Raw genomic sequence first — 21,509 nt, 5'->3', positions numbered from 1 at the left:
TCCAGCCTACTCACGCCGATCCGGCGCGGACCGGGTGGGTGGCGGCCCGCTTGTCACCGATGCGGACGTCGTCGGCGGCGACGGTACCGGGATGGTGTTCCTGGCGCAGGCGAGTGCCCTCCGCGTCTCGTGGACCACTTTCCTCCCGCAGGCAGGTGTCCTTCGCGGCGGCACGGGTTCTAGCGTGTACCGCCGGGACTGACCTGTGCCGCCGGGACTGGCGCGTGCCGAGAGGCCCGCGGCGCCGGAAGCGGGGCGAGGACCCGCCGGGAATGGACCGCGCCAGAGGCGCCAGGCGGCTGCAACGTTGTAATGGAGGCGGTAAGTTCGGACGTGAGCAGACCGACGCGCCGAGGACGGTGTGTGGCCGCGCGGCGCCGCGACCGCGCGCACGGACTGTTCGCGGCACTGACCGACAGGGAGCGAAATTGGCAGCAACACTGCGCGATGTGGCGGCGCTGGCCGGGGTGTCGATCAAGACCGTCTCCAATGTGGTCCATGACTTTCAGCACATCCGGCCCGCAACCCGGGAGAGGGTGCGCGCGGCCATCGACGAGCTCGGCTACAAGCCCAACATCTCGGCACGCAGCCTGCGCTCCGGCCGCACCGGTGTGATCGGCCTGGCCCTGCCCGAGCTCAGCCTCAGCTACTTCGCCGAGCTGGCGGATGCGATCATCCAGGCCGCCGAGCGCCGTCACCTGGTGGTGCTGCTCGAGCAGACCGGTGGCGGTGACCGCGGCCGCGAGATCGCCATGCTCTCGAGCCCGCGGCTACAGCTGACCGACGGCCTGATCTTCAGCCCGCTGGGCCTGAGCACCGACGATGCCGCAATGCTCAACGTGGGCTACCCGATGGTGCTGCTCGGTGAGCGGGTCTTCGGCGGACCCGTTGACCACGTCACCATGCACAACGTGGAAGCCTCGAAGGCGGCGACCCTGCACCTGATCAGCCGGGGCCGGCGCCGGATCGCCATCATCGGTGCGCACGAGGGCGAGGTGGTGGGCTCCGCCGTGCTGCGTGTGCAGGGTTATCGCGAGGCCCTCGCCGAGGCCGGCATCCCGTTCGACCCGGCTCTGATCTGCAATGTGGGCCGGTGGCACCGGGCGGACGGCGCCGAGGCGATGCGCGCCCTGATCGACACCGGCGTCAGTTTCGACGCGGTGTTCGGGCTCAACGACACCCTGGCGCTCGGCGCCATGCGGGTGGCTCAGGTGGCCGGGCTGCGGGTACCGGAAGACGTGATGTTCATCGGCTTCGACGCCCTCGACGAGACCAAGTACTCCCTGCCGACCCTGTCGACCATCGACCCCGGCCGCGACGAGATCGCCGACACCGCGGTGCGCCTGCTCGTGCAGCGCATCGAGGAGGGCGTGACCCCGCGGGTGCCCGAGGTCTACCTGGCCGACTACACCGTGATCGACCGGGAGTCGACGGCAGGCTGACTGGACTGGTGCTCGAGGGGGGTGTCGAGGTGCACAAGACGGCAGCCGTGTGCCGGCACCCGCAGGGTGAGGCCGCCGTTCGTCACCGCGACCTGATCGCCGTGCCACAGGTCGGTGGCCGTGGCCGCCCCGGCCGGTGCGCCCAGCGCAGACAACGGCAGATGGATGTCCCTGGCGGCGTCCGCGGTGTTGAACACGGCCACATAAATCGCCGCCGGCTCCTCGACTTCGGCCCCGGCAACCGAACTCCACACGATGGTGTCACCCTCCCGCCAGAGCTCCCGCTGGCCGTGCGAGTCGCGGTGCATGCGCAGCACCGCCGGGTTGGTGAGCAGGGCCAGGGTCTGGGATGGGGTGGACGGCAGGTCGCCGCCGAACATCAACGGGGACCGGGCCAGGCACCACAGCGTGAGCATGGTGCGCTGTTCGTCCGGCGTGAGCCGGCTCATCCGGTCGTCGCCGCGTTCGGCCCGGATGCCGATGCGCCCCAACGGCAGCATGTCGGCGTCGGCCCAGGCTCCGGGGCGCTGGTGCGGTGCCCAGCGCGCGAGCCGGCCGAACTGGTCGAGGATGTCCTCCCAGCGGTCCCAGAGATCGTCGGACACCCGCCAGAGCTCGGCGTTTGCGGCCAGGTGCTCGCGGTGGGCCTGGGAGAGATCGGTGCCGGGGGAGAGGCTGAGGGTGATCGGGCGTCCGGAGCGGGCGATGGCCAGGGCGTAGGCCGCAATTTCGCGGGAGTGGTACGGCGCGAGCATGTCGTCGGCCTTGATGAAGTCCACGCCCCAGGTCGCGAACTGGGCCACCTGGGCGTCGTAGTAGGCCTGCGCGCCGGGGTGGTCGTGGTTCAGGCCCACGTTGTCCGGGTTCCAGGTGCAGGCCGAGGCCGGGTCGGCGATGTCGGCGGCGGTCACCCCGGCACGCTCGAAGACGGGCAGGGCCCGCTCCACCGCGGCGCGCGGGATCCCGCGCATGATGTGCAGCCCGAAACGCAGGCCGAGCGCGTGCACCCGGGCGGCGAGCGGGGCGAAGCCGGCGCCGGCGGCCGCCGACGGGAACCGGTTGGTGGCGGGCAGCTGGCGGCCCCAGGCATCCATCTCGATGCCGGGCTTCTCGTTGTAACCACCCGCGCGGGCGGCGGGGTCGTACCAGGCGATGTCGACCACGATGGTGTCCCAGCCGAAGCGCAGAAGGTGTTCGGCCATGAACTCGGCGTTGGCCAGCACCTCGGCCTCGGTGACGGTGGTGCCGTAACAATCCCAGGAGTTCCAGCCCATCGGAGGCCGGTCGGCGAGTGGGGCGACGGTGTCGTGCATGGCCAGGTCAGCGGGGAATTCGAGGGACATCGGGAGGCTCCGGTTCGGTGGGCCGCCCCGGCCACGGCCGGTAACGGGACGATAACATTTATTGCAACGTTGGAATTTTTTACCGGGATTCGTTGCGTATGCACCGAGCCTGTCATACTGTTACAACGTTGTAAAACACTCAGGACGCGGATGTCCGACCCGACGGGCCGTGGCATCCACCACTCACAGCACAGCCAATCGGGAAGGAACTACGTGATGAAGAGGTCACGTTTTATCGCCGCCTCCGTAGCAATGATCGCTACGACCGGCCTTCTGCTCAGCGGATGCTCGGCAGGAGCAGCAGACACCGGTGAGAAGCAGCTCACATTCATGTTCCGCGGCGGCGAAGACGAGAAGGCCGCATACACGACGGCCATCAAGGCCTTCGAAGAAGCCAACGACGTCAAGGTCAAGATCATCTCGACCACCGCAGACGACTACGCCACCAAGCTCAAGGCGGCCATCGCCGGCAAGCAGATCCCGGACGTGTTCTACATCGCGCAGGGCGACATCCAGGCCTACGTGAACAACGGTGTCGTCCTCGACATCACTGAGTACGTCGAAGGGTCGGACACCCTCGACCTCGACAACATCTGGGAATACGGCGTCGACAGCTACCGCTTCGACGGCAGCCTGGTCGGCGAAGGCGCCATCTACGCTCTGCCGAAGGACGTCGGACCGTTCTCGTTCGGGTACAACAAGACCATGTTCGAGGCCGCCGGTATTCCGCTGCCCGACGTGGACGTTCCCCTGACGCTCGAGGAGTTCGTCAACATCTCCAAGCAGCTCACCAAGGACCTCAACGGTGACGGCGAGCTGGACCAGTGGGGCACCGGCCTCAACGTGCAGTGGAGCCTGCAGTCGTTCGCATGGTCGAACGGCGCCGACTTCCTCAACGAGGACCGCACCAAGGTCACCGTTGACACGCCCGAGTTCGCCGAGGCGCTGCAGTGGTTCGCGGACCTGTCCAACGTGGAGGGCGTCACCCCCTCCACCGCGCAGGCGCAGACCCTTGACACCTACCAGCGTTGGATGAGTGGCCAGATCGCGTTCTTCCCGGTGGGCCCGTGGGACGTCTCCACGTACGCCGAGCTCGACTTCGACTGGGACCTGATTCCCTACCCGGCCGGGAAGACCGGTGAGTCCGCCACCTGGGTCGGCTCGCTCGGCATCGCCGTCGGCAGCACCACCGAGGACCCTGAGCTGTCCGCCAAGCTTGTCGAGTACCTCTCTGCCGACGTCACGGCGCAGCAGACCTTGGTCGACGCCGGGGTGCAGATCCCGAACCTCAAGGACATGGCCGACACCTGGGTGGCCGACTCGACCACCAAGCCGGCCAACAAGCAGGAATTCCTCGACATCGTCAACGACTACGGTCGTGCGCTGCCGGCGAACAACACCTACAACGCCGAGTGGTACGACGAGCTGTTCACCAACATCCAGCCGGTTCTCGACGGCAAGCAGACCGCCGCCGACTACCTCAAGGAGGCGCAGCCCAAGATGCAGGCCTTCCTGGACGACGCCAACGCCCAGGCCGGTATCGGCTAACACCGCCCGGATGCCGCGGCCGCGCTCTCTACGCGTGGCCGCGGCATCCGCCCCCGGCCCCGGCCGGCCCCCCGCTCATGGAATCACGTCAAGGAAGATCACTGATGTCCACCACAGCTCTTCGCACCAAGCCGCGCCGCTCTCGACTGCACAGGCGCGAGCACCAGGTTGCCCTCGCGTTCATCGCGATCCCCCTGATCGGCTTCCTGCTTTTCACGCTCTACCCGCTGCTGTTCTCCGTCTACGCCTCCTTCACGGCCTGGAATGGGCTGGCCGCTCCGAAGTTCAACGGGATCGACAACTACATCAAGATGTGGAACGACCCGTATTTCGCCAAGGCCATGTGGAACACCTTCTTCATGATGATCGGTATCCCGATCGGCCTGGTGCTCTCGATGGCGTTGGCCCTCGGGCTCAACCGTAAGATGCGCGGCACCACGTTCTTCCGCACCGTCTACTACGTGCCGGTGATCTCTTCGATCGCCGCAATCGCCATCCTCTGGCAGTGGGCCTACAACGGCGACTTCGGCCTGGTCAACCAGGTTCTGGACCTGTTCGGCATTCAGGGACCCAACTGGCTGGCGAACAAGGACACCGTCAAGCCGGCACTGATCATCATGGCCACCTGGAAGGGGCTCGGCTACTCGATGCTGCTCTACCTGGCTGCCCTGCAATCGGTGCCGCGCTACCTCTACGAGGCCGCAGCGCTCGACGGCGCCGGCACCTGGGCTCAGTTCCGCCACATCACCCTCCCGATGGTTCGACCGGTCACCTTCTTCCTCGTGGTGACGAGCATCATCGGCGGCTCGCAGATCTTCATCGAGGTCAACATCATGACCCCGACGGGCGGTCCGGAATTCAGCTCGGCGACCATCGTCTGGTACATCTGGCGGCAGGCCTTCAACAACCTGCACATGGGCTACGCGTCATCGATGTCGATCGTGCTCGGTCTGATCATCTTCGTGATCACCGTCATCCAATTCAGGCTCAACCGCCGCAACCAGTTCTCGATCGACTGAGGCCGCCACCGTGACTACATCAACCTCCCTGCCCGGCTCCATTCCGAGCGCAGCTCCCCTCCTGGCCCCCGACGGGGCACTCCCACCGACCTCAGGTGGCCGCCGTCTCCCGGCGCCGAACCGCAAGCGCGGCGTCTCGCGCACCACCAGCTATTCGATCGGCAATGTGATCGTCACGATCATCCTGTCCATCGGCGCTGTGGTCATGATCGGCCCGTTGCTCTGGACGTTCTCCACCTCCATCAAGACCCAGGAAGCGATCTTCTCGCTGCCGCCGCAGTGGATCCCCGACCCGATGGTGTGGGAGAACTACCTGCGGGTCTGGTCGGCCGGTCCGCTGCTCAGCGGCATCCGGAACAGCTTGATCGTGGCGGGTACCGTCACCGTGGTCGGATCGGTCACCTCCTCGATCGCCGCGTTCGCTTTCGCGAAGATGCGGATGCCGTTCAAGAACGCCGCATTCCTGATGCTGCTGGCCGGCCTGATGATCCCGTTCCCGACCATCATGATTCCGCAGTTCATGGTCTTCGCCGAGATCGGTTGGGTCGACACCCTGCTGCCGTTGATCGTGCCCGGCCTGTTCGGCAACATCATCATGATCTTCTTCCTCAAGCAGTACCTCGAGAACGTGCCGGACTCGATCATCGAGGCCGCCAAGCTCGACGGCGCCTCCTACCTGCAGATCTTCTTCAAGCTGATCTTCCCGGCCATCCGGCCCGCCATGGCGGCGCAGTTCATCCTCTGGTTCATGGCGGTCTGGAACGACTACCTGGCCCCGATCATCTACCTGAACACGCCGGAGAAGCAGACCCTGCAGCTGGTGATCGCGAGCTTCAACGCCCAGTACGCCAGCCAGACCGACTACCCGCTGATCATGGCGGCGTCCTTCATCGCCCTGCTGCCCGTGCTGATCGTGTTCATCATCTTCCAGCGCCAGATCATCGAATCCGTCGCCCTCACCGGCGGGAAGGGCTGATCATGTCGGTTCTCGACCAGACCCTGCCCGGCCAAGCGCGACCCGGCCAGGCGCTGCGCAGCCTGACCCCGGCGCCCGCCGGCGACCCGGCCGACTGGGGCACCCGCAACGCCCACGACCCCACCGTCGTGCGCGACACCGACGGCACCTGGTACATGTTCTCCACGGATGCCGCCGCCGGCGCCGATGCGGTGGCGGCCGGCGTGCACGTGCGCCGGTCGACCGACCTCGTGCACTGGTCCTTCGTCGGCACCGCCCTGGACGGCGTGCCCGGGCCCGCTTTCGAGTGGAGCCAGGCGCCCGGGCTCTGGGCTCCGGAGGTCGTGCGCTGGCCGACGGGCGGCGCCTCGACCGCCGCCGCATCCGATGTGAAGTGGCACATGTACTACTCGGCCTCCACCTTCGGTTCGAGCACGTCCGCCATCGGCCTGGCCGTGGCGAGCCGGCTGGCCGGACCGTGGGAGGACCGCGGCATCGTCGTGGCCACCCGCGCCGGAACCGACAGCCAGAACGCGATCGACGCGGCCGTCACCGTCGACAGGTCCGGCACCCCGTGGCTGACCTACGGGTCGTTCTTCTCCGGCATCTACACGCTGCCGCTGAACCCGGCGACCGGCCGACCACAGACGCCGGGCGACCTGGGCACCGTCATCGCCCGCCGGCCGGTGTCGGTGGACCGGGCGATCGAAGGCGCCTTCATCGTCTACCGCCGAGAGGAGGACCGCTACGTGCTGTTCTCCTCCTACGACTCGCTCTTCGACAGCTACAACGTACGGGTGGCCGTGGCCGAGGAGATCACCGGCCCGTACACCGACCTGCTCGGCCACTCGATGACCGACCTCGACACCGATCCGGCCCTGATCGGCACCAAGGTGCTCGGCAGCCACCGGTTCGGCGACGACACCGGCTGGCTCGCCCCCGGGCACAACTCGATCCTGACCGAGCCGGGCCTGCCCGGCACGAGCCCTGCCGCCGATGCAACAGCGTCAGCCTGCCGCGCCGACGAGTACTTCATGGTGCACCACGTGCGCTTCGCCGACGACCCCAGCCAGCACGTTGTGCAACTGCGGCGCACCTTCTTCACCGAAGCGGGGTGGCCCGTCGTCTCGCCGCAGCCGTTCGCCGGCGCCGATGCGGAGCGCCTGGCCGCGCCGGTGAGCCTGGCCGGCCCGTGGCGCGCGGTGCGTCTGGCTCCGGAGTCGACCGCGCTGGTGAATGCCGACCCGGTCACCGTCGCGGTGGCGCCCACGGTTCTGGTTCCCACGGATGCGCCTGAGCGGCTCTTCGACGGGCGCACCGAACGCGTGCGGCTGGTGGTCGGGGGCGTATCCGGCACCGAACTCGACGCCGTGGTCTTCACCAGCTGGGACTGGGCGAACGCCCGGCCCGCCCTCTCCTTCAGCGGTCTCACCGCCGACGGGGTGGCCTGGTTCGGCACGAGTGGCGCCTGAGATGGACGACTACGCCATCGGCTGGGCCGGGAAGGTGATGCACTGGCTGCGGTTCGCGATCGCGCTCGTGGTGATCAACCTGCTCTTCCTCGCGGGCACTCTCGCCGGGCTGATCGTGCTGGGCGTGTTCCCGGCGGCCACGGCCGCGGCGATCCTGCTCGGCCGGCTGCGCGCCGGCCAGCCCAGCGACAGGCTGGTGCGGGACTTCATCACCGCCTACCGCGCCCAGTTCTGGCACCTCGCGGTCGTCGCGATCCCGTTCCAGCTCGCCACGGTACTGGTGTTCCTCGACCTGGTGGCTTTCCAGACCACTGCGGTGGCGGGCAGCCCGGTCAGCGCAGTGCTGCTCGTGCTGCTGGTCGTGGTCTCGGTCGGCACCCTGCTGGCGGCGTTCTCCGCGATCATCATCTGCACCCGCTACCGCGACTCGGCCCGCTCGATCTGGCGGTACGCGTTTGTGCTGCCGTTCGTGTCCCCGCTGCTGAGCCTGTCGCTGATCCTGGCGCTGGGCGCGCTCACGCTGGCCCTGTTCCAGTTCGGCGTGCTGGTGCCGCTGATCGGCGCCTCGGCGCCTCTGTTCGTGGCGGGCTGGCTCATCGACCACCGGCTCGCCGCCCTCGACGCGGCGCACCCCGCGCACGGCGCGGTGCGCAACGAAGACGGCGCACTGTCACTCGCGCCCAGCCGGCGTGCGTCGCCGGCCTGAACAGCCCACCCCACCGCCTTTTCTCGTTTCACTCGACTTCGCCCCACCTCGTCAACGCTGCACAGATAGGACACGATCTCCATGACCACCGCACGAATCAGTATCGACCGCACCAATGTGGTCGCCACCATCAACCGGCGCATCTTCGGCTCCTTCGTGGAGCACCTCGGTCGCTGCGTCTATGACGGGATCTACGAGCCCGACCACCCCACCGCCAACGAGGACGGCTTCCGCCTCGACGTGGTCGACCTGGTCAAGGAGCTGGGCTCCACCACCATTCGCTACCCCGGCGGAAACTTCGTCTCCGGCTACAAGTGGGAAGACGGCGTCGGACCCCGCGACCGGCGCCCGGTGCGCCGCGACCTGGCCTGGCACTCGCTGGAAAGCAACCAGGTGGGCCTGGAAGAGTTCGGCCGCTGGTGCGAACTGACCGGCTCCGAACTGATGATGGCCGTGAACCTCGGTACCCGCGGCATCGAGTCGGCGCTCGACCTGCTCGAATACGCCAACGGTGAGGCCGGCACCGCCCTGGCCGACGAGCGCGTCGCCAACGGCAAGACCGAACCGTACGACATCCGCATGTGGTGCCTCGGCAACGAGATGGACGGCCCCTGGCAGGTCGGCCACATGTCCTCCGACGACTACGGCAAGATCGCGGCCCGCACCGCCTCGGCAATGAAGACCGCCGACCCGTCGCTGGAGCTCGTGGTCTGCGGATCCTCCGGCTCGGCGATGCCCACCTTCGGCGAGTGGGAGCGGGTCGTGCTCGAGCACAGCTACGAGTCGGTCGACTACATCTCCTGCCACGCCTACTACCAGGAACGCAACGGCGACCTGGCCTCCTACCTGGCGTCGTCGCTGGAGATGAAGTACTTCATCGACACCGTCGTGGCCACCGCCGACCACGTCAAGCACAAGCTGCGCAGCAAGAAGACCATCCAGCTCTCCTTCGACGAGTGGAACATCTGGTACCTCGACGAGCACCAGGCCTCCGAGGAGGTCAACGACGAGTGGCGTTTCGCGCCGCGTCAGCTCGAGGACGTCTACTCGGTGGCGGATGCCGTCGTGCTCGGCAACCTGCTGATCACCCTGCTGCAGAACCACGACAGGGTCGGCTCGGCCTCTCTGGCACAGCTGGTGAACGTGATCGCCCCGATCATGACCGAACCAGGCGGAGACTCCTGGCGCCAGAGCACATTCTTCCCCTTCTCGGTGACCTCCAGGCTCGCCCGCGGCGAGGTGCTCACGCCCCGCATCACCGTCGACACCTACGACACCGCGGTGTACGGCGCCGCACCGCTGGTGGACTCGGTCGTGACCGCTGACGCCGAGACCGTCACGAGCGCGGTGTTCCTGGTGAACCGCAGCCAGACCGAGTCGATCGAGGTGGCCATCGACGTGTCCGGGCTCGGCGCATCCGCCATCACGGAAGCCGTCACCCTGCACGACGCCGACCCGTACGCGAAGAACACGCTGGCCGACCAGAACCGGGTGGGCCTGAAGGACCTCACCGGTTCGGTCCTCGCCGACGGCACGCTCACCGTGACGTTGCCGCCCGTCTCATGGTCGGCGATCGCGCTCGGTTAGGACGAGCGGGTCAGGCGGGCACGCCCGCGGGCCTGTTCGTCCTGACCCTGGCCGCGGTCGTCCTGTTCGTGCTGAGCGGATGCTCGGCCGAGCAGGGCGCCCGCGAGCTCAGCGGTGACATCGCCACCCACGACCCCGCCTACGTGGCCGGGGTCGAGGGGGACGCGTCGTACGTGTACTCGACCGGCAACGGGCAGGTCGCGGACGGCAACATCCAGATCCGCCGGTCCATGGACGGGCTGGATTGGGAATACATCGGCGAGGTCTGGCAGGAGAAGCCGGATTGGCTGGTGGAGGCGGTGCCCGGGGTGGACAACCTGTGGGCGCCGGAGCTCTACCAGCACGACGGCACCTGGTACCTCTACTACTCGGCGTCGCTATTCGGCACGAACACCTCGGTGATCGCGCTGGCGACCAACAGCACCCTCGATCCGGATGCGGCCGACTACGCCTGGGTGGACCGGGGCGAGGTGATCACCTCCGTGGGCACCGACTACAACGCGATCGACGCCGGGGTGGTCGAGGATGCCGAGGGCACGCCCTGGCTGAGCTTCGGCTCGTTCTCGTCCGGGCTGCACCTCGTCGAACTCGACTGGCCGAGCGGGCTGCGCGCCGACGACGCCGACCCGGTGCTGATCGCGGACCGCAACTTGGCCGTGAACGCTCTCGAGGCGCCGTTCCTGCTCGCGCACGACGGCTTCTACTACCTGTTCTTCTCGCGGGATTTCTGCTGCCGCGGCGTGGACAGCAGTTACAACATCGCCGTCGGACGGTCCGAGACCGTGGACGGACCGTACTTGGACGCCAACGGCGCCGCGCTGCTGGATGACGGCGGCACCCCGGTGCTCTCCGGCGACGGGGACCGGGTCGGCCCCGGCGGCCAGTCGGTGTCCGGCGGCACCCTCGCGTTCCACTACTACGACGCCAGCCTGGACGGCGCCTTTCAACTCGGCCTCATTCCGCTCGGCTGGGACGACGGCTGGCCGGTCGTGGCCTGGGAATAGCCGCCCATTTCTTCCGAACTAGCCACAGGAGTCCTCATGCCCATCACCGGACCCGTCAGCCCCCTCGCCAGGGCACACAGCGTCCTCCGTCCGCTGCCCCTCGACGCGGTGAGCCTCACTGGAACCGGGCAGCTCGCCAGCTGGCAGCGGGTGAACCGGGACGCCACCCTGGCGCACTGCGTGCGGCAGCTCGAGGAGTCGGGGGCGCTGGCCAACCTGCGGATCGCGGCCGGCTTGGAGAGCGGGGTCTTCCGCGGCTTCGTCTTCGCCGACTCCGACGTCTATAAGGTGCTCGAGGCCATCGGCTGGGAGGCCGGGCGGGCCGGTGGGGGCGCCGAGGTGTTCGTCTCCTTCGTCGATGACACCGTGGCGCTGCTGCAGGCGGCGCAGCAGGACGACGGTTACCTGGACTCGTTCTTCCAGGTGGCCAAGCCCGACGAGAAGTTCGCCGACCTTCGTTGGGGCCACGAGCTGTACTGCCTCGGGCACCTGCTGCAGGCCGGGGTGGCGTGGCAGCGCACCCGTGCCCGCACCGACCTGCTCGAGGTGGGGCTGCGGTTCGCCGGCCTGGTCGAGCAGCGCTTCGGCGCCGGCGGCGTGGACGCGGTCTGCGGGCATCCGGAAATCGAGACAGCCCTGGTCGAGGTGTACAGGGTGACCGGGCAGCGGCGCTGGCTTGAGCTGGCCCAGCGCTTCGTCGACCTCCGCGGCCACCGGAGCGTGGGCGAGGACCGGTTCGGCTACGGGTACTTCCAGGACCACGAACCCGTGCGCACGGTGCCCGGCGCCACCGGGCACTCGGTGCGCCAGCTGTACCTGGCCGCCGGCGTGGCCGACGTCTATGCCGAGAACGGGGAGCCGGAGCTGCTCGCCGCCCTCGAACGCATCTGGTCCGATGTGCACCGGAGCAAGATGTACGTCACCGGCGGGCTCGGCTCCCGGCACCGCGACGAGGCCTTCGGCGACCCGTTCGAGCTGCCGCCGGATCGGGCATACTCCGAAACCTGCGCCGCGATCTCCAGCGTGCAGTTCAACTGGCGGATGCTGCTACTCACCGGCGAGGGCCGGTTCGCCGACGAGATCGAACGCGCGCTGTACAACGCCGTCGCCGGGTCGACCACGAGCGAGGGCACCGCGTTCTTCTACTCCAACCCGCTGCAGGTGCGCACCCACCGGGACGGCGCACACGAGCAGGCTCCGGCCCGCCGGGTGGGCTGGTACGACTGCGCCTGCTGCCCGCCCAACCTGGCCCGACTGGTCTCGTCGCTGCAGCACTACGCGGCGACGACGGCTGCGGGCTCCCTGCAGCTGCACCTCTACGAAACCGGCACCATCGACCTCGGCGGGGTCGGCGGGGCGGCCACCGTGGCCCGGATCCGCACGGGTTACCCGGTCGACGGTGTCGTGGCGATCGAGTTCGACGCGCCGTTCACCGGTGGCGAGGTGGCGCTGCGGGTGCCCGCCTGGGCGGAGTCCTGGCGGCTGACCGTGAACGGGGAGGCGGCTTCTGCGGCGGTGTCGGCCGGCTACCTGCGGGTGCCGGGGGCGGGCATCCGCTCGATCGAGCTGGTGCTGGACATGCCCGTGCGGCTGCGGCGGGCACATCCGCAGGTGGATGCGGTGCGCGGCTGCGTCGTGGTGACGCGCGGGCCGCTGGTCTACGCGCTCGAACAGGCCGACCTGCCCGGGTCGCTGGTGCTCGAGGACTTCGTCGTGGATGCCGCCGCCGCCGCCGAGCTGGGCCCGGTCGACGCGGATCTGGGCGTGCCGCTGGTGCGAATCACCGGGGCGCGGCGGGCGCCGGACGCGGGGGAGCTCTACCCGGTGGCTTCTGGCGACCGGTCTCCCGGCGGCGATGCCATCACCGTGACCGCGGTGCCGTACTACCGGTGGGGCAACCGCGCGCCCGGGGGCATGCGCGTCTGGATCCCCACCAGCTAGCCGTACCCCGCCATCCGCGCACTCGGCCCACCTCGCGAAAGCGGTGATGTGGTTGCTTCGGGTCGCGCGAAGTGACCGTTTCCCCGCTTTCGCGACACAGCGAACGTACGAAAGCGGGGTGCGGAGCTAGGCGCGGTGCGCGGCGTACTGGGCGCGGATGACCGGGCGGAAGTCCGGGGTGGGGTGCGCCTCGACCGCCACCGACCAGGCCGGGCGGGTGCCCGTGAGCGACCAGGCCGCCTGGGCGGCACCGCCGTCGGCGACGTACTCGCCGGGGGTGGGCACGGCCACCGGTGCATCGAACACCTGCGCGGCTATGAACTGCACGGCCGGGTTCTGCGCCGCTCCGCCGATCAGCAGGATGCGTTCGACGCTGACTCCCTGCGCGCGCACGGCGTCCAGCCCGTCGGCGAGGCCGCACAGCAGCCCCTCGATCGCAGCCCTGGCCAGGTTCGGCCGGGTGGTCGAGGTCAGGGTCATCCCGAACAGGGATGCCGTGGCGTCGGGCAGGTTGGGGGTGCGTTCGCCCTCGAAGTACGGCTGCAGGACCAGGCCCTGCGCGCCGGGCTCGGCCTCCAGCGCGAGCCGGCCCAGTTCGTGGTGGTCGACGCCGAGCAGGCCGGCAATGGAGTCCAGGATGCGGGCGGCGTTGAGCGTGGCGATCAGCGGCAAGTGCAGCCCGCTGGCGTCGGCGAACCCGGCGACGGCGCCGGAGGCATCCTCGCTGGGCACCGCGGTGACGGCGAAGACCGTGCCGCTGGTGCCGATCGACACGATCACGTCGCCGGCCGCAGCGCCCAGGCCCAGGGCGGCTCCAGCGTTGTCGCCGGCTCCCACACCCACGACGAGACCGGCGGGAACCCCGGGCAGGGCCACCGTGGTGCCTGCGGTCTCGCCAGGGCCGAGCACCCGGGGGAGCACGGCGTCGTGGCCGAGCCCGCGCACGAGCAGCTCACGGTCGTAGTCATCGAGGGCGGCCGAGAAGTAGCCGGTGCCGCTGGCATCCGACCGGTCGGTGGTCAGCGCGGTCAGCACGGGGCCGAGCTCGCTCTCACCGGCCGGGCCGTAACCGCGCAGCCGCCAGCTGAGCCAGTCGTGCGGGAGGGCGACGGCGGCGACCCTGGCGGCGTTGGCCGGTTCGGCATCCCGCAGCCAGCGCAGTTTGGTGACGGTGAACGAGGCCACCGGCACGAGGCCGGTGCGGCGGGCGTATTCGGCGGCGCCGACCTCATCGATCAGGTCGGCGGCGGCCTGCGCGCTGCGGGTGTCGTTCCAGAGCAGGGCCGGGCGGATGACGCGGCCGTCCTCATCGAGCACGACCATGCCGTGCTGCTGCGCGGCCACCGACACGGCGGCGACGTCGTCGAGACCGCCGGCCTTCTCGACGGCGGCCAGCAGGGCATCCCACCAGGCGGCCGGATCGACCTCGGTGCCCACGGGATGACTCGCCTTGCCGGTGCGCACCAGCGCGCCCGTCTCGGCATCCCGCACCACAATCTTGCAACTCTGCGTCGACGAGTCGACTCCGGCAACCAGCGCCATGGCGCACTCCAAACCTCAAAAATCCGCGGTGGGTCGGCGGCGTCCTCGCCGTCGCCCGGGGGCTCACACATAAAATGTTCTGGGTCTAAACATATTCGGTCCAGCGGGGATGTTCAAACGCTTGCGGGCCCCCGCGGCATCACGCAAGGGGCTCCGTGCCGCCCGCAGCGGGCGGGCGGCACCCTCAGGACAGGGTGAGCAGTCGGCAGACGGTGGCGACCGCGCGCTCCAAATTTGCCGCGCCGTCGGCGAGGGCGCTGGGCAGGTCGGAGACACCCGGCAGGATGGGCACCAGGGCGGCGAAGCCGTGGTCGTAGAGCACCTCGGCGCCGGGGCCGATCCGGCCCGCGAAGGCGACGACCGGGACACCGTGCACGCCGGCGGCCTCCGCAACACCCATCGGGGTCTTCCCGCTCAGGGTTTGGGCGTCGAGGCTGCCCTCGCCCGTGAACACGAAATCGGCGCCGGCGATCCGGTCGGCCAGGTGCACGGCATCCATCACGACATCCACACCGCGGCGCAGCTCGGCCGGGAAGAACGCCAGAAAGGCGGCCCCGAGTCCACCGGCGGCTCCGGCGCCGGGCTGGTTGGACACATCCGTGCCGGTCAGGGCGGCGATCACGGTGGCGTACACGCCCAGCGCGGCGTCGAGCTGGTGCACGGTGGCGGGGTCGGCGCCCTTCTGCGGGCCGAAGACGGCGCTGGCGCCGGCGGCTCCGAGCAGCGGATTCGTGACGTCACTGGCGATCTGGAACGTGCTGCCGGCCAACCGCGGGTCGACGGCGGACAGGTCGATCCGGTGCAGCCGTGCCAGGGCCGCACCGCCGCGCGGCAAGTCCGCACCGGCCTCATCGAGCAGGCGGGCGCCGAGGGCCTCGAGCATCCCGGCGCCACCGTCGTTGGTCACCGAACCGCCCAGACCCACGATGAACCGCGTCGCTCCACGGTCCAGGGCGTGGCGGATCAACTCGCCGGCCCCGTAGGAGCTGGTGATCTTCGGGTCCCGGTCGGCGACGGCGACCAGGTCGATCCCGGCGGCGGCGGCGATTTCGATGATGGCGAGGTGCTCGGAGCCGACGTAGCCGTACCGGGCCCGAACGGAACGTCCCAGGGCGTCGTGCACCGGGGCGCTGACGAGCACACCGTCGAGGGCATCGGTGAGGGCCTCCCTGGTGCCTTCCCCGCCGTCGGCCATCGGCGCGGCCACGCAGTCGGCGTCGGGAAACACCGACAGCACACCGCGTCGCATGGCGGCGACGGCCTCGGGTGCGGTCATCGATTCCTTGAACGAGTCGGGGGCCAGAACGAATTTCATGGGATCGATCCTCTGTGGAAGCGACGAACGCAGGGACGAGGGCGACCCTCTTCCCGCCCGGACGCCCGGTTCTCGACACGGTACCGCATGCCGATCCCCGGTTCGTCAGCGGGTTGTCGCTCCACGCCCCTCGGCAGAAACGGACTAGCCTCGCCTCATGGTTTCCCTTGATCCCCGGCCCACCGGCTCGCAGGCGCTCCTCCTGTCTCCTCTCACCCTCGGCACGTCCGGCTGGTCGCCGCGGAGTGCTGCCGAGACCAGCGCCACGGATGCCCTGGCCGCGTCCTGGGCGGCCGGCCGGCTCAGCACGAACGTCATCGACACCTCCAACATCTACGGCGACTCACACTCGGAAGGGGTCATCGGCAAGGCGCTGGCCGGCACTGTCGGCCCGGGACTGGTCGTGCAGACCAAGCTCGACCGCGACGTGGCGCGCAACGACTTCTCGGCGGCGCAGATGGAGAGATCTCTGCAGCAGTCGCTCGACCGGCTCGGCCTCGAATCCGTCGACATCCTTTTCCTGCACGATCCCGAAAACGTCGGCTTCGAGAGCGTCATGCAGCCCGGCGGTGCCGTGGATGCGCTCGTCGCCATGCGGGACCGCGGTGTGGCCCGGTACATCGGTATCTCGGGCGGACCTGTCGCGATGATGCGCCGCTTCGTGGACACCGGCCTCTTCGACGTCCTGATCAATCACAACCGCTTCACCCTGGTGGACCGCTCGGCGCTGGGCCTGTACCAGGCGGCCAGGGACCGGGGCATGATCGTGGAGAACGCGGCCCCGTTCGGCGCCGGGATCCTCACCGGCGACCCCCGGTTCGCCGGCACCTACGCCTACGGCCCGATCCGGCCGGAGACCCAGGCCGCCGTGGACGCCGTCACCCGCATCGCGGCCGACGCCGGGATCCCGCTGGCCGCGCTCGCCTTGCAATTCAGCCTGCGGCATCCGCTCGTCGACACGACCGTGCTGGGCGTGCGCACGAGGGAGCGCTTCGACGAGGCCGTCGCCCACGCCGCGATCGACGTGCCGGATGCGGTCTGGGCCGAGCTGGACACCATCCTCGCGAACTGAGAGAAAAGCACCCACAACTCGCGCGAAGGTGCTTACCTCACGGTTCGCGGGTGGGGGATGCGAGAAAGCCCCGGCCGGGAGAACCCGGCCGGGGCAGATGGTGCGGGTGGAACGGTCGAACGAACCTGCTGGTTAGCGGGCGCCGAGCAGGTGCTCGAGGGCCAGCTGCTGCAGGCGAACGAAGCCGAAGCCCTTGCCGCCGAAGTACTCCTCCGGAGCGAAGTCCTCGTAGGCGCTCTTGTCGGCCAGGAAGTCGTCGTAGCTCTCGCCGTCGGACAGAGTGGTCTGCGACAGTTCCGGCACGCGCGATGCGGCCAGCTGCTCCTGCACCTCGGGGTCGGCGCGGAAGGCCGCGGCACGCTCCTTGAGCAGCAGGTAGGTGCGCATGTTCGCGGCGGCGGAGTCCCAGACGCCGCTGATGTCCTCGGTGCGGCTCGGCTTGTAGTCGAAGTGACGCGGGCCGTCGTAGGACGGGCCACCGTTCGGGCCGCCGTTTTCGAGCAGGTCCACCAGCGAGAACGCGTTCTGCAGGTCGCCGTGGCCGAAGACCAGGTCCTGGTCGTACTTGATGCCGCGCTGACCGTTGAGGTCGATGTGGAACAGCTTGCCCTGGTAGAGCGCCTGGGCGATGCCGGCGGTGAAGTTCAGCCCGGCCATCTGCTCGTGACCGACCTCGGGGTTGACGCCGACGAGTTCGGGGCGCTCGAGGGTGGTGATGAACGCCATGGCGTGGCCGACCGTGGGCAGCAGGATGTCGCCGCGCGGTTCGTTGGGCTTGGGCTCGATGGCGAAACGGATGTCGTAACCCTTGTCGGTGACGTAGTCGCCGAGCAGGTTGACAGCCTCGCGGTAGCGGTCGAGGGCGGCGCGGATGTCCTTGGCCGCGTCGTACTCTGCGCCCTCACGGCCGCCCCACATGACGAAAGTCTTGGCGCCGAGCTCAGCGGCGAGGTCGAGGTTGCGCATGACCTTGCGCAGGGCGAACCGGCGCACGGCGCGGTCGTTGGAGGTGAAGCCGCCGTCTTTGAAGACCGGGGCGCTGAACAGGTTGGTGGTGATCATCGGCACGATCATGCCGGTGTCGGCGAGGACCTGCTTGAGACGGTCGATCTCCTTCTGGCGGGCGGCATCCGTGGAGCCGAAGGCGAAGAGGTCGTCGTCGTGGAAGGTGAGGCCGTATGCGCCGAGCTGAGCGAGGCGGGTGACGGCTTCGACGGTGTCCAGCTGCGGGCGAGTGGGTCCGCCGAACGGGTCAGACCCGTTGTATCCGATGGTCCACAGGCCGAATGAGAACTTGTCGGCGGGGGTGGGGGTGAGTGACATGACTGTGCTCCGATTCAGCTTCATTGGCGATTTGTTGCTATGACCAACATATTACACACCCGCGGCCCATCCGTACAGTTGCCCGCACGGGCCGCAGGAAAACCCCCGGCCACAACATATTCGCCGGAAGTCCGTTTTTGCGCCTCCTCCCGCCACTGACCCTGTCGAACGGTTTCGACGATTCCCGTCGCAATTAGAGCCCTCGAGGGGGTGCGTCATCATGCCAACCCCCCAAACAGGGGCATTTCCTGTTTTGCCCCTAGGCAAACCGAGAAGGTACGAGATAAGTTCTGTCCGTCAACAAAGGCCGCATTTGCGCGGTGGGTCAATCACAGCGATGTCCCGTTACAAGGAGGTAACCCTGACACGCGTTCGCCCAGTGCTGGGGGAGCGGGCGACAAGATTTCCTCCTCTGGCAGTCCACCGGCATACCGGTGACTGCGGTGACTGGCAGCTCTCAGAGAGGAAAGCTCCAACTATGTCCAAGACCAAGAAAATTCTCGCCCTCGCGGCCACAGGCATTTTCGCCCTGTCGCTCGCGTCCTGCGCCAGCGACGGTGAAACCACCGGAGGCGGCGATGCAGCCGCCGGCGGTACCGAGTGCAACGTCGGCATCTCGATGCCGACCCGCAGCCTGGAACGCTGGATCAACGACGGTGAGCAGCTCAAGGCGCTGCTCGAAGAGGCCGACTGCACCGTCGACCTGCAGTACGCCGACAACAAGACCGACCAGCAGATCAGCCAGATCCAGAACCAGGTCGCCGGCGGATCGAAGATCCTCGTTGTGGCCGCCGTCGACGGCCAGGTGCTCGCGCCGGTGCTCGCCGAGGCCAAGAAGCAGGACGCCACCGTCATCGCCTACGACCGCCTGATCAACGGCACCCCTGACGTCGACTACTACGCCACCTTCGACAACTACAAGGTCGGCCAGCTGCAGGGCCAGTTCCTGGAGACCCAGCTCGACCTGGCCAACGCGACCGGGCCGATCTCGATCGAACCGTTCGCCGGCAGCCCCGACGACAACAACGCCAAGTTCTTCTTCTCCGGCGCCTGGGACGTTCTGCTGCCCTACGTGGAGAGCGGCGTCCTCGTCGTTCCGAGCGGCCAGTCACCCGCCTCCAACGACGACTGGGCCTCGATCGGCATCCAGGGCTGGGCCAGCGACAAGGCGCAGTCCGAAATGGACAACCGTCTGTCGTCGTTCTACACCGGCGGCGACAAGGTCGACGTGGTGCTCTCCCCGAACGACAGCCTGGCCATCGGCATCATCGCCTCGCTGAAATCGGCCGGCTACGCACCGGGCACCGACTACCCGCTGATCACCGGACAGGATGCCGACAAGGCCAACGTCAAGGCGATCCTCGACGGTGAGCAGTCCATGACGGTCTGGAAGGACACCCGCACGCTCGGCGAGCAGGTGTTCACCATGATCGAGGAGATCGTGGCCGGCGACGAGGTCACCGTCAACGACACCGAGACCTACGACAACGGCGAGAAGGTCGTGCCGTCGTTCCTGCTCGACCCCGAGGTCGTCGTCAAGGACGATGTGCAGACCAAGCTCGTCGACTCCGGCTTCATCAAGGCATCGGATGTCGGCCTCTAACGAGCCGACCCTGGCCGGCCTGTTCGTTCCGAGCAGGCCGACCTCCTAGCCGGGCACCCGGGAAACCGGGTGCCCGGCCCATCAGCAAACAGGAGAGCGCAGTGGAGCATTCGATCATCCTCAGGATGAACAACATCGTGAAGGACTTCAATGGGGTGAAGGCCCTCGACGGTGTTTCCCTCGAGGTCACGAGGGGGCAGGTGCACGGCATCTGCGGGGAGAACGGCGCCGGCAAGTCCACGCTGATGAAGGTCCTCAGCGGGGTGTACCCGGCCGGCAGCTTCGACGGCAGCATCGAGTTCGAGGACCACGAGGTGGCCTACAAGACCATCAACGACAGCGAGCACGACGGTATCGTCATCATCCACCAGGAGCTGGCGCTGAGCCCGTACCTGTCAATCGCGGAGAACATCTTCCTCGGCAACGAGAACGCCACCCGCGGGGTGATCGACTGGAACAAGACCAACCGTGAGGCCGCCCTGCTGCTGGCCCGGGTGGGCCTGGACGAGAACCCGGCCACCAAGATCCTCGAGCTCGGCGTGGGCAAGCAGCAGCTCGTGGAGATCGCCAAGGCGCTCTCCAAACGGGTCAAACTGCTCATCCTCGACGAGCCCACCGCGGCCCTGAACGACGAGGACTCCACCCATCTGCTGGGCCTGATCGACCACCTGCGCACGCAGGGCATCACCTGCATCATCATTTCCCACAAGCTCAAGGAGATCAAACGCATCGCCGACACCGTCACGGTGATCCGGGACGGCAAGACCATCGAGACCATCGACATGGCAGGGCCGGATGCCACGGAGGCTCACATCATCCGCGCCATGGTCGGCCGGGACCTGAACAACCTGTTCCCGCCGCGGGAGCCCGCCGTGGGCGCCGAGGTGCTCAGGGTGGAGAACTGGACAGTGCACCACCCCGTCGACGTGGCCCGCAAGGTCGTCGACGGCGCCTCCTTCACCGTCAACGCCGGCGAGATCGTCGGCTTCGCCGGGCTGATGGGCGCCGGCCGCACGGAATTGGCGATGAGCATCTTCGGCCGCTCCTACGGCACCAACATCTCCGGGCAGGTCTTCAAGGACGGCACCGAAATCCAGATGCGCACCGTGGGGGAGGCCATCGAGCACGGCTTCGCGTACGCCACCGAGGACCGCAAACGCTACGGCCTCAACCTGATCGGCGACATCACCGTCAACGTGTCCGCGGCCGCCCTGGCCAAGCTGGCCAAGTACGGCGTGATCGACAAGCACCGCGAGTACAAGGTCGCCGACTCCTACCGGCAGAAGATGAACATCAAGGCGCCGTCGGTCACCTCGATCACCGGCAAGCTCTCCGGCGGTAACCAGCAGAAGGTGGTGCTGTCGAAGTGGATCTTCTCCGGCCCCGACGTGTTGATCCTGGACGAGCCGACCCGCGGCATCGACGTGGGGGCCAAATACGAGATCTACGGAATCATCAACGAGCTCGCGGCGCAGGGCAAGGCGGTCATTGTGATCTCCTCCGAACTGCCCGAGCTGATCGGCATCTGTGATCGCATCTACGCGATCTCGGAAGGAAAACTCACCGGCGAGGTCGCCAAGGCCGACGCGTCGCAGGAAACACTCATGCACTACATGACCGCAGGAAAGGACTGAGCG

Annotated in this window: 16 protein-coding genes; 12 read left to right on the top strand and 4 right to left on the bottom strand. The window is 68.2% G+C overall.

From position 1 onward, the window contains the following. Nucleotides 1-428: 428 nt before the first annotated feature. Nucleotides 429-1,442: a LacI family DNA-binding transcriptional regulator gene (locus E3O60_RS04085; protein WP_088455092.1), complete on the top strand. Its 1,014-nt coding sequence runs from the start codon at nt 429-431 to the stop codon at nt 1,440-1,442. Here E3O60_RS04085 and E3O60_RS04080 read toward each other — a convergent pair. After that, the gene (locus tag E3O60_RS04080; RefSeq protein WP_241993200.1) at nt 1,406-2,785 is read right to left on the bottom strand and encodes a glycoside hydrolase family 27 protein; all 1,380 of its coding nucleotides are present in this window, start codon (nt 2,783-2,785) and stop codon (nt 1,406-1,408) included. The genes E3O60_RS04085 and E3O60_RS04080 overlap by 37 nt on opposite strands. A 252-nt stretch (nt 2,786-3,037) precedes the next feature. Between E3O60_RS04080 and E3O60_RS04075 the strand changes: the two genes are divergently transcribed. The 8 genes from E3O60_RS04075 to E3O60_RS04040 all read left to right on the top strand — a co-directional run bounded on the left by E3O60_RS04075 (nt 3,038) and on the right by E3O60_RS04040 (nt 13,017). Continuing rightward, nucleotides 3,038-4,333 carry a sugar ABC transporter substrate-binding protein gene (locus E3O60_RS04075; RefSeq protein WP_370028216.1) on the top strand — a complete coding sequence of 432 codons (1,296 nt, stop codon included), beginning with the start codon at nt 3,038-3,040 and terminating at the stop codon, nt 4,331-4,333. 104 nt (nt 4,334-4,437) lie between these two features. Next, a complete protein-coding gene (locus E3O60_RS04070) occupies nt 4,438-5,352 on the top strand; it encodes a carbohydrate ABC transporter permease (RefSeq protein WP_165791122.1) in 915 nt (304 codons plus the stop codon). Between the two features lie 10 nt (nt 5,353-5,362). After that, the gene (locus E3O60_RS04065; RefSeq protein ID WP_240632350.1) at nt 5,363-6,328 is read left to right on the top strand and encodes a carbohydrate ABC transporter permease; all 966 of its coding nucleotides are present in this window, start codon (nt 5,363-5,365) and stop codon (nt 6,326-6,328) included. 2 nt (nt 6,329-6,330) lie between these two features. Beyond that, nucleotides 6,331-7,779: an arabinan endo-1,5-alpha-L-arabinosidase gene (locus E3O60_RS04060; RefSeq protein ID WP_134497206.1), complete on the top strand. Its 1,449-nt coding sequence runs from the start codon at nt 6,331-6,333 to the stop codon at nt 7,777-7,779. 1 nt (nt 7,780) lies between these two features. Beyond that, nucleotides 7,781-8,485 carry a YesL family protein gene (locus tag E3O60_RS04055; RefSeq protein ID WP_088455096.1) on the top strand — a complete coding sequence of 235 codons (705 nt, stop codon included), beginning with the start codon at nt 7,781-7,783 and terminating at the stop codon, nt 8,483-8,485. Between the two features lie 81 nt (nt 8,486-8,566). Then, nucleotides 8,567-10,072: an alpha-N-arabinofuranosidase gene (locus E3O60_RS04050; RefSeq protein ID WP_134497204.1), complete on the top strand. Its 1,506-nt coding sequence runs from the start codon at nt 8,567-8,569 to the stop codon at nt 10,070-10,072. Further along, nucleotides 10,048-11,076, top strand: coding sequence for an arabinan endo-1,5-alpha-L-arabinosidase (locus E3O60_RS04045; protein WP_134497202.1), 1,029 nt, complete (start codon nt 10,048-10,050; stop codon nt 11,074-11,076). Before E3O60_RS04050 ends, E3O60_RS04045 begins: the two co-directional genes overlap by 25 nt. Before the next feature lie 36 nt (nt 11,077-11,112). Continuing rightward, nucleotides 11,113-13,017: a glycoside hydrolase family 127 protein gene (locus E3O60_RS04040; protein ID WP_134497200.1), complete on the top strand. Its 1,905-nt coding sequence runs from the start codon at nt 11,113-11,115 to the stop codon at nt 13,015-13,017. A gap of 126 nt (nt 13,018-13,143) precedes the next feature. Here E3O60_RS04040 and xylB read toward each other — a convergent pair whose 3' ends face one another. After that, a complete protein-coding gene (gene xylB, locus E3O60_RS04035; RefSeq protein WP_103432776.1) occupies nt 13,144-14,559 on the bottom strand; it encodes a xylulokinase in 1,416 nt (471 codons plus the stop codon). A 184-nt stretch (nt 14,560-14,743) separates the two neighbouring features. Continuing rightward, nucleotides 14,744-15,874, bottom strand: coding sequence for a glycerate kinase (locus E3O60_RS04030; protein ID WP_134497198.1), 1,131 nt, complete (start codon nt 15,872-15,874; stop codon nt 14,744-14,746). 157 nt (nt 15,875-16,031) lie between these two features. On the opposite strand from E3O60_RS04030, the gene E3O60_RS04025 reads away from it, so the two are divergent. After that, nucleotides 16,032-16,946 (top strand): aldo/keto reductase, encoded by a 915-nt coding sequence (locus tag E3O60_RS04025; RefSeq protein WP_134409174.1) that lies wholly within the window; start codon nt 16,032-16,034, stop codon nt 16,944-16,946. Between the two features lie 132 nt (nt 16,947-17,078). Here the strand turns inward: E3O60_RS04025 and xylA are convergent, their stop codons facing one another. Next, nucleotides 17,079-18,269, bottom strand: a complete 1,191-nt coding sequence (xylA, locus tag E3O60_RS04020) for a xylose isomerase (protein WP_088455103.1) — start codon at nt 18,267-18,269, stop codon at nt 17,079-17,081. Nucleotides 18,270-18,747: 478 nt separating this feature from the next. Here xylA and chvE point away from each other — a divergent pair, with 478 nt between their 5' ends. Beyond that, nucleotides 18,748-19,872: a multiple monosaccharide ABC transporter substrate-binding protein gene (chvE, locus tag E3O60_RS04015; protein ID WP_088455104.1), complete on the top strand. Its 1,125-nt coding sequence runs from the start codon at nt 18,748-18,750 to the stop codon at nt 19,870-19,872. A 125-nt stretch (nt 19,873-19,997) separates the two neighbouring features. Beyond that, nucleotides 19,998-21,506, top strand: coding sequence for a multiple monosaccharide ABC transporter ATP-binding protein (gene mmsA / locus E3O60_RS04010; protein WP_088457834.1), 1,509 nt, complete (start codon nt 19,998-20,000; stop codon nt 21,504-21,506). Nucleotides 21,507-21,509: the final 3 nt, after the last annotated feature.

The organism is Cryobacterium sp. TMB1-7, from assembly GCF_004402435.1.
Taxonomy (GTDB): Bacteria; Actinomycetota; Actinomycetes; order Actinomycetales; family Microbacteriaceae; genus Cryobacterium; species Cryobacterium zongtaii.
Note: the sequence above shows the minus strand (reverse complement) of the source record. Positions and strands in the feature narration are given on the sequence as shown.